Source organism: Gemmatimonadota bacterium (genome assembly GCA_026706845.1).
Lineage (GTDB): Bacteria > Latescibacterota > UBA2968 > UBA2968 > UBA2968 > VXRD01.
The window spans coordinates 1-14466 of record JAPOXY010000123.1; the positions used below are offsets into that span (position 1 = coordinate 1).

The following is a 14466-nucleotide window of genomic DNA, read 5'->3' on the forward strand; positions in this document are numbered from 1 at the left end:
GATCTCCGCGGCTGCCGATGCGATTATGTTTTTGTCGCTTATCAGTGGACGCAATCCCGAATTGCTGATCGGACAACACGTCAAGGCTGCGCCAATTTTGAAAGCACACGGATTAGAGGCCATTGCAACCGGCTACGCGCTCGTGGATACAGGGCAGCTAACCACAGCCGAATACGTGAGCAACACACGTCCCTTGCCGCGCGACAAACCCGAGATTGCAATGGCACACGCTCTTGCCGCTGAGTATTTGGGTATGCAATGCGTGTATTTGGACGCTGGCAGCGGGCCAGAGTTGATGGTGCCCGAAGAAATAGTACAGGCAGTCTGTAGTTATGTGTCGATTCCTATAATTGTCGGCGGTGGCATTCGCGAGCCCGAAGCTGCGGCAAAACGAGTCGCATTGGGCGCAGCTTTTGTGGTGATTGGCAGTATTTTTGAGGAAACGGGCTGGGATGCTGCGCTGATTGGCGCGTTTGCCTCTGCCATTCACTGTCTCGACTGAGTCTATTTTTTCACAATTGGGATGTCGTTACCGTCTTTGCGGACGGTTTTTTTATGCGAGCGTATTGTTATGGCTATTTCGTCTGGTGCAGTGTTGTGTTACGGTGTAATGGGCATCGATCAAATCGTGCAAGTGGCCTGGTTTCCCGAGCGCAATGGACACACGCGCGCGTTTCGCGACGAAGAATTTGTCGGTGGAGAAGCGACCAATACGGCGGTGACGTTGAGCGGATTGGGGGTCGATGTGCGGTTGATGGGGTGTGCACTGGGAGATGACCGCAGGGGCGCACTTTTCTTGCGCGCGATGCGTCAATTTGACGTGGATATTCGCAGGCTCGATATAGATCCGAGCGTTCGCACCGGACACGCCGTTATCCTGTCTGATGTCAACGGCGGGCGAACGATTTGTGGACATTTCCCCGATGTGCGCAGCAGGCCACTAACTGAGGCGGACCTCGATGGTGTCGCCCTGTTGTCGGTCGATCCCTTTTTGGGTGAAAATGCGATCCGAGCAGCTCAAATTGCGCGGTCATGTGATGTGACGGTGTTTGCTATTGAACTGACTCCCGATCATCCGCTTGCAAAATTCTGCGATGTGGTGATCAATTCTGACGGCTTTATGCGCCGACATAGAATGGGCATGCCCTCGGATGTGGCGGTTGGGCTTTTAAAGGCCGGTATAGAAACTGTGGTGATTACCAGAGGAAAACAGGGATGTCAGGTTTTTCAGGAAAATGGCAATAGTTTTGAACAGCCCGCATACCAGGTCACTGCGCGCGATACAACAGGGGCGGGAGATGCCTTTCGAGCCGGTCTTATTTACGGGTATTTGCAGGGATGGACGCTGACGCGCAGTGTGCAATTTGCCAGCGGAAGTGCGGCATTAACATGTGCCAGGGCCGGTGGTGCAGGCCATATTCACGGGGCAGAACAGGTCTTGCAACTGATCGCTGTAGATTAATTTTTTTAAATTTTATGATTATGGATGAATACAGACGATGCTGGAACAACGGGCTACGGTAAAAAATAAACTGGGCATTCACGCGCGACCCGCGGCTTTGCTGGTACAGGCGGCGGCTAAATTTACTTCTGAAATTACACTGGAAAAAGATGGTCTGACAATCAATGGCAAGAGCATTATGGGTGTGATGATGTTGGCTGCAGAAGTGGATTCTGTGATCACGGTGCGGGTTGAGGGAGAAGATGCCCGCCCTGCACTGGATCATATCGTCGAAATGATTGAATCAAAGTTTGACTGAGCTATGAAATATCTCAAAGGCATACAGGCGTCTCCGGGCATTGCGATTGCATCGGTTTATTTATACGATCCAGAAGAGTTTCCCGTGGATCAACGCCGGATAGATCCTCGCGATATTCCCGCAGAAAAGGCGAGACTACAAGAGGCAATCAAAGCAGTGTCTGAGGATTTCGCAGCTACGCGGGCGCATGTCGAGGACATACTGGGCAAAGAGCACGCGCAGATATTCGACGCGCATCTGCTCATGTTGCAAGACCCCATGCTTCTCGAGCTTACATATCCACACATAGAAAAATATAATGCCGAATACGCTTTCTGGACGACTTTCCAGAATTTGAGTCGTCAATTTGAAGCGTTTCAAGATGATTATTTGAGAGAACGCGGTGCCGATTTATTGGGCATTGCAAAGCGGGTGTTAGCCAAATTGGGGAATTGGGAAAAAGCGGGATTAGACCGATTGCCCGACAAATCGATTGTCGTTGCGCGCGATTTAATGCCCGACGATATGGCACACTTGCAACCCGACCGGGTTTTGGGGCTTGTGACAGAGGTCGGTGGTCCCACGTCTCACGCAATTATTCTGGCGCGCGGATTAGAGATCCCAGCTGTTGTCAGCGTTGCCAATGCGCTATCTGATGCGCGTATAGGCGATATCGCGATAGTAGATGGTCGCCGCGGACATTTTATTCTCAACCCGGATGATAAAACACTCGCGCAGTATCGGGATCTGGCTGAAAAACTGAGAAGGCGAAAAGCCGGGTTGGTCGATTCCCGAGATTTGCCCGCCCAGACTAAGGACGGTGTTCGGGTCGCGTTGCAGGCCAATGTGGAATTGCCCAGCGAGGTGCATTCTGCGATGGACTACGGCGCTGAGGGCGTCGGGTTGTATCGCACGGAATATCTCTATCTCGCCAGCGATATTTTGCCCGATGAGGCCTCGCAGGTTACCGCATATTCGCAAATGGCCAGGCGCATTGCGCCACACCCCCTCGTGATTCGCACCCTGGATTTGGGGGGGGATAAAATGTCGCATGTGCTCAATACACAGACAGAAATGAATCCCTTTTTGGGGTTGCGTTCCATCCGGCTGACGTTGAGACATCGCGATCTTTTTAAAATACAGCTTCGGGCGATCTTAAAAGCGAGCGCCGTTGGTAATGTGAAGTTGATGTTGCCCCTGATTTCGGGGATCGACGAATTGCGTGAGGCCCTTGCTGTACTCAATGAGGTGCGCGAAGAATTGACGCGAGAAAGCGTACCTTTTGATCCTCAGTGTCCTGTTGGGGTCATGATCGAAGTCCCTTCTGCTGCGCTGATAGCCGATCAATTGGCGCGGGAAGTCGATTTTTTCAGCATTGGCACCAATGACCTGATCCAGTACACGCTTGCTGTTGATCGCGGCAATGATCTCGTCTCGTATTTATTTGAGCCGTTTCACCCTGCGGTTTTGCGATTGATCAAGGGCGTGGTTGATGCAGCGCATGCAGAAAATATACCGGTGACTGTTTGCGGCGAGATTGCGGGAGATCCGCATTCTGGATTGTTGCTAGTGGGCATGGGGGTTGATAAGCTGTCGATGACGCCTTCGGCATTGCCCGAGGTCAAACGCGCAATTCGCAATACATCCTTTAAGCAGCTTCAGGCACTTGGCGAAGATGTGCTCAATATGCAGGAGATCGCAAATATTCGGGCGCGCGTAAACGCCACGTTATCCGATGAGGATGACGAGATGTTCGTTGGCGGGGAGAGTGGTGAGACGACACTACAAATGAGATTGTCATTGTTCTGATTTTTTATAGGAGTGGGCTTTATGGGCCGTTTGTTTACGTCGGAATCAGTTTCTGAAGGGCATCCAGATAAGGTGGCGGATCAAATTTCGGATGCGGTGCTCGATGCCATGTTGAAGCAAGATCCCAAATCCAGGGTGGCTTGTGAAACGCTGGTGACAACCGGGCTTGTGTTAGTCGCAGGGGAAGTGACGAGCGAGGCTACCGTGGATCTTCAGTCGCTGGTGCGCGGCGTGATTAAAGAGATTGGCTATACGGATTCGAGCTATGGATTTGATTACAGAAGTTGTGCTGTGTTGGTGGCCTTAGACCAGCAATCGTCCGATATTGCGCTGGGGGTGGATACGGGTGGCGCAGGTGATCAGGGGATGATGTTTGGATATGCGTGTCGAGAAACACCTGAACTGATGCCGTTGCCCATTATCCTGTCTCACAAATTAGTGGCAGAACTCGCGCAAATTCGCAAGGACAAAGGGCTTTCGTATTTGCGTCCGGATAGCAAATCGCAGGTAACGGTGGAATACGATGGGGACGAGCCGGTTCGCGTTCACACAGTGGTGGTTTCGACGCAGCATGATGAGGACGTATCGCACGCGCAGATTAAGCGGGATGTGAAGGAGAAAGTGATCCGCGAGGTGGTGCCCACGCATCTTTTGGATGGGGATACGATTTATCACGTCAACCCAACCGGCAAATTTGTGGTGGGCGGGCCACACGGCGATTGTGGATTGACCGGACGAAAAATTATTGTGGATACGTACGGTGGGATGGGGCGTCACGGCGGTGGGGCGTTTTCCGGCAAGGATCCGAGCAAGGTGGATCGCAGTGGGCATTATGCGGCGCGCTGGGTCGCGAAAAATGTCGTTGCTGCAGGTCTGGCATCTCGATGCGAAGTGCAACTGGCTTACGCGATCGGGGTGGTAAAACCCGTTTCGGTCGCCGTAGATACGTTTGGCACGGGCAAGATTGAGGAATCAAAGATCGTTGATCTGATTGACGATCACTTTGATCTGACGCCCTCTGGCATTATTGCAGCACTCGATTTGACCAGGCCTGTGTATCGTTCTACAGCCGCTTATGGTCATTTTGGAAGGGGAGAATTTACATGGGAGCAGACGGGTAAAGCCGGTGTCTTAAAAAAAGCCGCAGGGCTGTAATATTTTCAATATCATCCTGCCAATTCTTTTTTAGCGCGGAATTCACTTCCGCGCTTTTTTTATTTCGCGTAAATAGCGTTCTCATCTTTCAAGATCGTATTGTTTTATTTTTTTGTGCAAGTTGGTGCGTTCGATGCCCAGGGCATTGGATGCGCGGGTGACATTTCCACCATGTCGCTCCAGTGCTTCGGCAATGTAGTGCCGCTCAACGGCCTCCCGCACCTGACGAAGTGTTCTTCCCACGCCGAGATCCGGGAAAGAGTCGGGTTGTTTTGGAATGGACATACCATCTAAAGTGGGTAGATCTTCGGGGTAGATGGTGTCTCCTGAAACCATTATTGAGAGGCGTTCAACCAGGTTTTTCAGTTCGCGGATGTTGCCGGGCCAGTCGTATTGCAGGAGCAGGTCGCGCGCTTCTGCCGATAGTGTTTTGGGTAAAAATCCATTTTCTTCGGCATAGGCTTTGAGGAAGTGTTCGGCCAACTCGGGGATGTCTTCGCGGCGCTCCCGCAAGGGCGGCGCTGTCAATGGTACCACATTCAGGCGAAAGTAGAGGTCTTCTCGAAATTTGCCCTGCTCGACTTCGGCGTGCAAGTTTTTGTTTGTCGCCGCGATGACGCGCACATCTACCCGAAAGGTTTTGGCACCGCCTACCCGTTCAAATTCACCTTGCTCGAGCGCGCGCAAAACCTTGGCCTGTACCGACAGGCTCATGTCGCCAATTTCATCGAGAAATAACGTCCCGCCATCGGCCTGGAGGAATTTGCCGTCGCGCGTTTTGACCGCGCCGGTAAATGCGCCTCGATCACTTCCAAACAATTCGCTTTCAATGAGTTCTTCGGGAATGGCAGCACAATTTACTTTGACAAAGGAATTTTTCGCTCTGTGACTCATTTTGTGTACAGCGCGGGCAATGAGTTCTTTACCTGTACCGCTTTCTCCGAGGATGAGGACGCGCCCATTGGTGGGGGCAACGCGCGCGATCTGGTTGCGAATTTCTGTCAGGGCAGGACTTTGCCCCACCATTTCATAGCGTCCCTCAATTTGTTGCTTGAGGTGGCGATTTTCCGCGGCGAGTTCCCGCGTTTGAAGGGCGCGAGAAATCGCCATGAGCACTTTGTCGCGATCGAGGGGTTTTTCAAGGAAATCATAAGCTCCTCGTTTGATGGCGAGAACGGCGTTTTGCACATTGCCGTGTCCCGAAATCATGATGATTGCCAGATTGGGACGCACTTCGAGGAGTTTGGGCAGCAGGTCAAGGCCATTGATTTCTGGCATAACAATGTCGAGCAAGACCAGGTGAATGCGTTCTTTTTTGAGTACGTCAAGACCCGCTTTTGCCGAGGCACAGGTGAAGACCTGATAGCCTTCACCCGATAGTATCATGTCTAAGGTTCGGCGGATATTTCTTTCGTCGTCAATAATGAGAATATTTTGGTTCATCGCTGTTCCTCCGGTTGCGCTATGGCTCGGTCGGGAATGGGGAGTTGAAGGTCGAATTGCGCGCCCCCCATAGGGGCATCTTTGACCGAGATGTGCCCCCCGTGATCTTCAATGATGTTGTGTACTACGGCAAGGCCCAGGCCCATACCGCTTTCTTTTGTGGAGACATAAGGTTGGAAGATGCGCACGCGATCTTTCAGGGGCACGCCTGGCCCGCTGTCAATTACGGACAGTATAGCCGTGTCGTCAGACGTGCGCGTGCGTATCTCGATCTGGCCGTTTTTGCCAGAGGCGTCAAGACTATTTTCTATAAGATTAATCAGCACCCGGCGCATCTGCTCGGTGTCGAGTTCGAGCGCGGGCGGATTTTCCTCCAGGTCGAGGTGAATGCGAGCATCCGGGTAGAGGCGAACGACATTGTGTACACACTCATTGAGGTCGCTGGGGGACAGAGAGAGAGATGGCATGCGGGCAAAGTTGGCAAATTCTTGAACCAGAGATCTGAGATTTTCGACTTCTTCTGTGACGATTTCCGTGCAGTTGGTTACAAATTGTTGATACGCGGGATCATTGCCAGAATATTTGTCGCGCATTTGCTGCACGGCAAGTTGAATGGGCGTTAATGGATTTTTTATTTCGTGAGCCAGGCGCCGCGCAATTTCTCGCCAGGCTGCAATTTGCTCCGCTTCGAGTCGTTTGCGTCTGTTTTCTACAAGGTCTTGTGCCATCTGGTTAAAGGACTCGATAAGTAAGCCGATCTCGTCATCTCTGCCTTTGGGAATGCGGTATTGCAGGTTGTCGCGTCCCATTTCTCGCGTGCCTTTAAGCAGTGCGTTAAGCGGGCGTGTGATCCCAAAGCCAATGCGAACGCCAATCACAGATGCCAGAAGGACAACGCCTGCTGCGGCGACGAGAAAGGCGAGTAGAAATGCAGTGCGCAGATCGCCTTCCGCCATTTCAATATGTTTGTACGTATGTACGGCATTTTTGACACTGATGAGCGCCTCGAGTGACAGCAGGGCAGTTAGTGCGCGTTGCGAATCGGGAAGTGCGAGTACCAGTTGAAGCTGGTCGTTTTCTACTTTGGAGACCGCAGGACCTTGCGAAAGGTCTGTGTCAATCTGTTCGAGAGGCGAAACACGCAGGGTCAGATTGTCGAGACCGGCATCTGCAAACGCGGCGTGTAAGGCATTGAGGTCGCGGTGAGGCGGTGCAGACAAAAGCTGTCCAATGTCCTGAAGTTGTCGTTTTTTGGCGTCGTAGTTCTCTTTTGCCAGAGCAAGCGCACTGGTCAGCGCACTGCCCATCTCGAGATTGACGCTGGTCTGAAGGCTCAGCGCCAAAAAGTGTCGTGCGAGTAGCGCGAGTATGAGCGTCGTTCCCAATGCCAGACCAATCAGGGAGGCGATGATGCGCCAGCGCAAGGGAATAGATCTCATGGTTGTGTCTCCAGGCAGAGTGTTATTCAGTCAGAAGATATGGGAGCGCGCTGGGGCGAAATCTGAACAGGTCAATCCATTCGGGAGATGTGGATCTGTCCAGGGTGAAAAAGAATTCGAGAAAGCTGCCTTTTTCAATTATCTTGAGCCATTGTCGCGTGCGTTCTCGTTGCTCGGGCGAGATCGGGTTTACGTCTATTCGCACCTGCAAGGTGATAGGCTCGTCGGGAAAGGGAAGCCGAGCCAGTGCGACTCCCTGAAGTTCAGAACACGCGTGTCGAATGTCTTCAAAATGAGACGTAATCTGCGTGTCTGGGTGTGCGGATTGCCGGATGAGGCGATATTGCCCTTCCCAGATGTCGTGTTCCAAACGCCTGAGCAGACTACTTTGGCCCAGATTATTCCCGCGGCCTGTCCGCAGGCGAAATTGCACGGCGATAGATGTCGTCATGCCCGATTCAATGGCGTCAATAGCTCGTTTTGAAAAGAGAGAATCGATGGTTGCATCGAGGCGCAGGGTATCGGATTGCACATAAATATAAAGACTGTCTTGCGGTATGTGTTGTGCAAGTACGGGTTGCATGCTGGCAAGCGTGCAAACTGTGAGTGTCTGGATGATGAAGAACCGGGTCATCTCTTCCTCACAGACCAATCTTGACGCCGGCAAAGCGATGTGATTTTACGATGAGTGTTCCCGTGCTGATTCCAAAGCTGATATCTACGCGGTTAAAGAGGAGCATGCCCACGCCAAAGGCGAAGTCGGCATCTCGCCGACTTTTGCTATTTACAGAGCGATGTACACCGCCACTTTCGGCAAAGGCATATACCCGCCCCAGGGTTTTGAGATCGATGGCATAGAGGGCTTCAGCCGCAAAAAACAAGGTGCCGCCTTCTGGCCCAATAACGCGGCGTTCTATACCTCTGAGTTGATTATTCCCATCGAGATAAAAGCGTTCGTAAAAGGGCGGACTTCCCCAGATGCCCCCTGTTTTGACGCCGAGTGAGAGGATGTGTCCTGCGGTAACTTGCTGGTGCCGATAGAGTTCCGTGCGAAGTTTGATATAATTTGCAACTGATCCCAGTAGTTTGGATGATAGTGTGAGTCGGGCATTAAAATCCGTGCCTTGTCTCCAGATTGCGCTCACGGGTTGTTTGAACAGGTTAAAAGAAAGTGTGGAGAGGGTTTCCCGCCCTACGGTAGCTTTAATTTCATTGGCGAAGATCCCACCGCCCGTGGGGATAGAAGGGTGTTGAAAGTCGCCGATTTGTATGGCTTCAAAAGCGTATTTTAAGACGAAATGGTAGGCGCGCAGGGGAGAGGGTTGACCAAAACCCATGGCAAATCCGATGCGTTCGAGATCGTAGCGTCCCCTGATATCGGGGTTTCGATCGCGAAAGATGTCGCGGTCTGCAGAAGACCCCGTTACTTGAATGTGAAATGCCTGATTGGTTTTGAGAAAGAGCGGATCGCTGTAGTGAAACCCCCAGTATTTGAAGCGTTCTCCCAAACCGTATTCTACGCCGACTAATTTCCCTTCGCCACGCAGATTGGCATAATGCGCATTTGCGGACGCGCCAAAGCCATCGAGTTCGGAATATTCAAGGCTCATGCCCAGGTCGCCGAAACGCTTTTCCTGTACATAGACCACGAGAATGGCTTTGCCTTTTTCTGCACCGGGCTTGACATTGACATATGCAGTTCGGAAAAGTAGCAATCGCTCGAGGATTACGCGGCAGCGGTCGATGTCCCCTTCGTGCAGGTTATCCCCCACTTTTATGGGTAAGACCTGGCGAATGATTTCAACACGGGTTTTTTCATTGCCGCGCACTTCAATCTTTTCTATTTCATGCCCAATTTGTCCCAGGGCAGGGGTGGCAAATAGGCAGAGCAGGATGAGATATTTGTACATAATGGCAGCACTCTTGTGGTTTTTGAATTTTTAGATATAATTATGCAAAATCCGTGCCCGTGTCTTGTGGTCTTTCTTAGATAAAAATAAAATTTGAAAAAATAAGAAGTTGTGCGTATATCTAATGTCTGAAACCCGATATGCGTTGTGTGAAACAATACGACATGTGTATCTTTTTTGCAACAGGATTGCGGAATAACATTCTGGAGGGTGTAAATGATGTCGATTTCTCGTATTCTCGAAAAACTCAAGCGCGATGGGTTTTACGTGGTTAAAAATGTGATTCCCGAAGATGAGGTGGATACCGTGCGGCAAGCCATAGTGGCAGCACAGGCGCAAAAACACGCAGAGTCAGAGGCGGCACTGGCAGCAACCCGGGCGCGGGGACATCGCGTTGGCGCAGAAGGTGTGGCGAGTTTGCGGCAGGTGATTAATGAGACGCAGATTTTCGCACCTTATCTGGCAAGTCGAAAGATGATGGATGTGGTGGATGCGCTGTTTGGACCTTATGCGCGCGTTTCTTGCACGGATTGTGTGATCAATTATCCGGGCAATGATAGGGGGTACTGGCACGCGGATTGGCCGTATAATGCGACCAATGCGTCTCATGTTCCTGCGCCGTATCCCGATGCGTTATTGCATTTGTCGTCTATCTGGATGTTGACGGCGTTTAATGAGAAAAATGGCGGGACATTTCTCGTGCCGGGCAGTCATCGATGGCTCGATAATCCGGCGGCAGGTGGGATGGACGATGTGGATCAGGATGCGCCGTATCCCTCCGAGATGCAGGTGAAGGGCGCAGCGGGCAGTGTGCTGATTTACGATAGTCGATTGTGGCATGCAGTGGCATCAAATCAGAGTGACCAACCGCGCGTGGCTTTGATTGTGCGCTATGCCCCGTGGTGGTTGAATTTGAATCCGTCGCATATTGGCAAACCCGAGCACGAGATGATGGTGGTGGAGACAGGTGGCAAGAATTACGAATCTATACCATTGCAAAAGGAGGTGTACGACGGGTTGCCGGAAGATGTGAAGCCTTTGTACCGTCACTGGGTTGAACAATAGTTTGAAGTTACAGTAATGGAGACTCGATATGACGCCAGAGCAAAAGTATTTCTTCGATTTGACGGGATATTTGCACTTAGAGGGCGTGGTGACAGGAGATGCGTTGGCACAAGCGCAAGCAGCGGCTGATCGGTATATGCAAGTGTCGGATGAGGATTTGCCGCCAGGTTTTCACGTAAATCGCTTGCGAAATCATTTTATCTGGCACCTTTACGGTTTTGCGTTTGACCGCGTACTGGAGGCTTTGACGCAACATCCCAAAGTGTGGCCGATTGTGAAAGCGCTGATGAATGATCGCCCGCGTTTGACGAGTGGCAATTTGATGGTGAATAATCACACGCACGAATTTCATCCCCTGCATTCGGCGCGGGAGAGTCCCAGCAAAGGACCTGAAGCACCGTACTATCTGGCTCGGGACGGAAAATGCCTGTGCGATCATCTGGTGGTGTTTTTTTATTTGACAGATGTGTATGAAGGCGATGGTGGTTTGATTATTTTGCCGGGTTCACACAAGAGCGCGTTTGATCGGCCAGAGGGGTTTTTTTATCCGGGCAGCCGGACGCCCGAAGGTGGGTATAATCCGGATTATGTTTCCTATGATGTTCCGCCAGGGGTGTTAAACGTGCTTCCCAAAGCGGGCGATGTGGTGATGATTTCAGAGATGGTGACACACGGTGCGCTGAGTTGGAAGCCGAGGGATCGAGACCGAAGATTTTTGACACTGCGGTACATGCCGCAGTTTGTGATGCCGCTAAATGAATTTCCCGATGAAATTGTCGAGCGATTGTTGCCCGAGACACAGGAGTTGATTGCAACAGCATCCTATTCGCAGATTAAGAAAATCGTGCAAAATGAAAATTAAGGGAGGAGACCATGTCAGATTTACAGCTTGAGTCTATTGAACCCTGGGCGCCGCATCCGACCGCCGCGCCGTTGACAGAGCGCAGTGGGGATACGCTGGCAATTGCCGCAAATGGGACGCGCACCTGTATTGGCGGATGGCAGATCGCGTATTCGGGTGTGGAGGCCGGCAAGATATATGAGATCGTTGCCCAGTCGCAGTTTCAAGATGTGGATACGGCACGCGATGTGTTGCGCTGTGAGGCGTATTGGGGCCACCTGGATCGGGACAGTGGGCGGCGCGGCGAAGTTTTGTCCTGGGATTATCTCCTTCCCGAGTGGAACGGCGATACCGTGCAATTTTCGCGGCGTCTCACTGCTCCGGAAGATGCCGAACACTTGACTGTGCGCTATACGTTTCGCTGGTCGGTTGTGGGATCATCCGAATGGCAATTGCCCAGAGTGATCGCGACAGATGTGGCAGAATCATACAAACCCGTGAAAATTTGTGTCGCGACGGGACGGCGAACAGACCGCGACCGGCGGTTTGAGTCAATTCAGGACAATGTCGATCTTTATTTGCCTTTGTGCCGGGAGATATGTGAAAAAGAAAAACCCGATTTGATTGTGTTGCCCGAGATCGCATTGCAATACGGGATTAAAGGGAGTCCATTGGAACTGGCAGTGCCCGTGCCGGGACCCGAGGCGGAGCCGTTTGCGGATGTTGCGCGCGATTATGGCGTATATGTGCTGTTGGGTGTGATTGAACGAGATGGCGATGCCGTTCACAATACAGCCGTGTTGTTCGCGCCCGATGGCGGCGTGGATGGCAAATATCGCAAGGTGCATCTGGCGGTGGGTGGCGAGATGGATTCGGGTATTTTGCCGGGTGATGATTTTCCTGTATTTGATACGGATATTGGACGGATTGGGTGCAATATTTGTATGGATTCTTCGGCGGCTGAGTCGTCGCGGATGATCGGGTTAAATGGCGCGGACTTTTTGTTGTTGCCAATTATGGGCGATCACCGCGCGTGGCATCCAGAAGATCATACGTGGGATCCCGAACGCTTTCGCGGGATTATGCAGACTCGGGCGCTGGACAATCAGTTGTGTATGGTGGTGGCGGTAAATCGCGCGGAGGGCAGTTGTATTATTGATCGCACCGGGCATGTGCTGGCATGGAATGATGGCAGTGAGCGGTTTGTGACCGCAGAGGTGAATCTCGTGGATGGATTCAGTCCAAAGAGTCGCGGGTGCTTTCGCGGGATCAACTGGATGCAGCGACGACCACACACCTATCGCGCTTTTGTCGATGAAAAGAACGCGGGGACCTTGAAAACTGAGGCGTATTGAGGATTATATGCCGAGCGCGATTTGCTCGCATTCGGCGTATTTTTTAACCAGTTCGTCATACACTTCGGTGTTGGTGGGCTTGACGGCGGAGCCGGATATGGGTTCGGCGATGCCCTTGCTGATGTCTTCCCAGGTGGTGTTGAGGTGCGCGTGCGCTGCGCGGAGGGCTGCGCCGAGGGCTGCGCTGTTGGTGACTTCAAATTGGTGAATGGGGCAGTTTTGCACGTCGGCCATGATTTGAAGGATTTCGGGATTGACCGATGCCCCGCCTGTGACGTAGATGGCTGATGGACGCACGCCCATCCATTCTGAGTGACTGCGCATGGACATCATTTGTGCCTCGACAACCGCGCGGCAATTGCCAGCGGCGTCCTGTTCGTGGAGGTCAAAGCGGTGTACGCCGGGATTGAGGACATTGGGTACGATTTCGGGTTCAAAATAGGGAAGCAGGATTTTTCCATTATTGCCCGGGGGGGTGGATTGGAGTGCATGGGAAAAACCATTCCAGTCCAGACCATGAGATTGGCGTACGGCTTCGCGGGCGAGGGAGCCGTTTTTGAAACAGATGAGGGTCATGTAGTCGCCAGTGGGTGAGACAAAGACGTGACCTTCGCCGCGTGGATCGGTCTGGCAATTTTTCATTGTGCCAAAGTAGGTGTCGCTGGTGCCGAGTGAGATGGCGACGAGGCCCTCGCGGATGAGACCGAGGCCGATGACGCTGTTGGGATTGTCACCCGACCAGACGAGCGCCTGTGCATTGGGATTGACGCCGTATTTATCGACAAAGTAAGGGTTCACAGTGCCGATAATTGCGCGGGATTCTGCAAGTGGAGGCAGACGATGGGATAGACCGGGGGCTGTGGCGTCGAGCGCGGCAGCATGATAGGTTCGGGTCTGAATGTCCATCAAATTCATGCCTGCGCCATCGCCGTGATCGATGGGGGCTACTTTGCCCGCGATCAGAGAGGCCATGAAGGAACTGACAAGCATGATGTGTGCGGTGTTGTTATAAGCATCGGGTTGTGTTTTGTAGAATTTGCGAATCTGTGGCCCTGTGAAGCGCTCAAAGGTGGTAGATCCCGTGGCGCTGGCTGTGGCTTGAAGACCTCCGAGGGCGTCGCAAATTTCATCGCATTCGGCGCGGGTAGAGGAATCCATCCAGATGGGAGATGTGTCGCGAGAGAATATACCGCTGAGGTTTTCTACGAGGGATTTTGATGGATTGAGATTGGATAAGATATCCACAGTTTTGAGATAAACAGAGCCGTGTTGTTGCCCCGAGCCAGAGATGGCCCGGATATTGCCGAGGGTTATGCCCTCGGTTTTCATTTTGTCAAAAAGCACATCGAGGGCTTCGGCCCACATGAGAGGTGGCGAGTGAACAATTTTGGGGTCGGGATGATCGAGGACGCCATTTTGAGTGCCATAATGCGGTAGCGTTTCGTCGTAGTTCAGTGAAACATCGTACACGACTTTGCGGGTGTCGATGTCTATGATAATAGCACTCAAGCTCTGCGTGCTGGCGTCAAGCCCGAGATATAGGTTGCTCATGGATACTCCTCAGGATTCATAAATAACGCAAAAACCATCTTTTTGATATTGTTCCGAAAAGGGCATAATATCCTCACGCTACATGTCGCCGCGATACTTGTAAGAAACGCACGGCGCGCTGTCCCAGCCGTTTTAATAGATCCAGATCTTGCCGCGCTT

General features: G+C 52.1%; 13 protein-coding genes. 8 read left to right on the forward strand and 5 right to left on the reverse strand.

What is annotated here, in order from left to right; genetic code table 11:
- The 5 genes from OXG87_11895 to metK all read left to right on the forward strand — a co-directional run.
- Positions 1 to 502, forward strand: a 502-nt coding sequence (locus OXG87_11895; protein MCY3870252.1) for a geranylgeranylglyceryl phosphate synthase family protein, incomplete at its 5' end; no start/stop codon positions are given.
- 69 nt (positions 503 to 571) lie between these two features.
- Positions 572 to 1462 carry a carbohydrate kinase family protein gene (locus OXG87_11900; GenBank protein MCY3870253.1) on the forward strand — a complete coding sequence of 297 codons (891 nt, stop codon included), beginning with the start codon at positions 572 to 574 and terminating at the stop codon, positions 1460 to 1462.
- 37 nt (positions 1463 to 1499) lie between these two features.
- Complete coding sequence (locus tag OXG87_11905; protein ID MCY3870254.1) at positions 1500 to 1760, forward strand: HPr family phosphocarrier protein; 261 nt, start codon at positions 1500 to 1502, stop codon at positions 1758 to 1760.
- Positions 1761 to 1763: 3 nt separating this feature from the next.
- A complete protein-coding gene (gene ptsP, locus OXG87_11910; GenBank protein MCY3870255.1) occupies positions 1764 to 3548 on the forward strand; it encodes a phosphoenolpyruvate--protein phosphotransferase in 1785 nt (594 codons plus the stop codon).
- 21 nt (positions 3549 to 3569) lie between these two features.
- Complete coding sequence (gene metK, locus OXG87_11915) at positions 3570 to 4703, forward strand: methionine adenosyltransferase (protein ID MCY3870256.1); 1134 nt, start codon at positions 3570 to 3572, stop codon at positions 4701 to 4703.
- Between the two features lie 81 nt (positions 4704 to 4784).
- Here metK and OXG87_11920 read toward each other — a convergent pair whose 3' ends face one another.
- The 4 genes from OXG87_11920 to OXG87_11935 are packed head-to-tail and all read right to left on the reverse strand — an operon-like array spanning position 4785 to position 9495.
- Positions 4785 to 6146 (reverse strand): sigma-54 dependent transcriptional regulator, encoded by a 1362-nt coding sequence (locus OXG87_11920; GenBank protein ID MCY3870257.1) that lies wholly within the window; start codon positions 6144 to 6146, stop codon positions 4785 to 4787.
- Positions 6143 to 7585, reverse strand: a complete 1443-nt coding sequence (locus OXG87_11925; GenBank protein MCY3870258.1) for an ATP-binding protein — start codon at positions 7583 to 7585, stop codon at positions 6143 to 6145. Before OXG87_11925 ends, OXG87_11920 begins: the two co-directional genes overlap by 4 nt.
- A gap of 22 nt (positions 7586 to 7607) precedes the next feature.
- Complete coding sequence (locus OXG87_11930) at positions 7608 to 8219, reverse strand: DUF4390 domain-containing protein (GenBank protein ID MCY3870259.1); 612 nt, start codon at positions 8217 to 8219, stop codon at positions 7608 to 7610.
- 7 nt (positions 8220 to 8226) lie between these two features.
- Positions 8227 to 9495: a BamA/TamA family outer membrane protein gene (locus OXG87_11935; GenBank protein MCY3870260.1), complete on the reverse strand. Its 1269-nt coding sequence runs from the start codon at positions 9493 to 9495 to the stop codon at positions 8227 to 8229.
- A gap of 216 nt (positions 9496 to 9711) precedes the next feature.
- Here OXG87_11935 and OXG87_11940 point away from each other — a divergent pair, with 216 nt between their 5' ends.
- The 3 genes from OXG87_11940 to OXG87_11950 are packed head-to-tail and all read left to right on the forward strand — an operon-like array spanning position 9712 to position 12756.
- On the forward strand, positions 9712 to 10560 hold the full coding sequence (locus tag OXG87_11940; GenBank protein ID MCY3870261.1) for a phytanoyl-CoA dioxygenase family protein: 849 nt from the start codon (positions 9712 to 9714) through the stop codon (positions 10558 to 10560).
- A gap of 28 nt (positions 10561 to 10588) precedes the next feature.
- A complete protein-coding gene (locus OXG87_11945) occupies positions 10589 to 11422 on the forward strand; it encodes a phytanoyl-CoA dioxygenase family protein (GenBank protein MCY3870262.1) in 834 nt (277 codons plus the stop codon).
- 11 nt (positions 11423 to 11433) lie between these two features.
- Positions 11434 to 12756, forward strand: coding sequence for a carbon-nitrogen hydrolase family protein (locus OXG87_11950; protein ID MCY3870263.1), 1323 nt, complete (start codon positions 11434 to 11436; stop codon positions 12754 to 12756).
- A 3-nt stretch (positions 12757 to 12759) separates the two neighbouring features.
- Here OXG87_11950 and OXG87_11955 read toward each other — a convergent pair whose 3' ends face one another.
- Positions 12760 to 14307 (reverse strand): FGGY-family carbohydrate kinase, encoded by a 1548-nt coding sequence (locus OXG87_11955; GenBank protein MCY3870264.1) that lies wholly within the window; start codon positions 14305 to 14307, stop codon positions 12760 to 12762.
- Positions 14308 to 14466 lie beyond the last annotated feature (159 nt).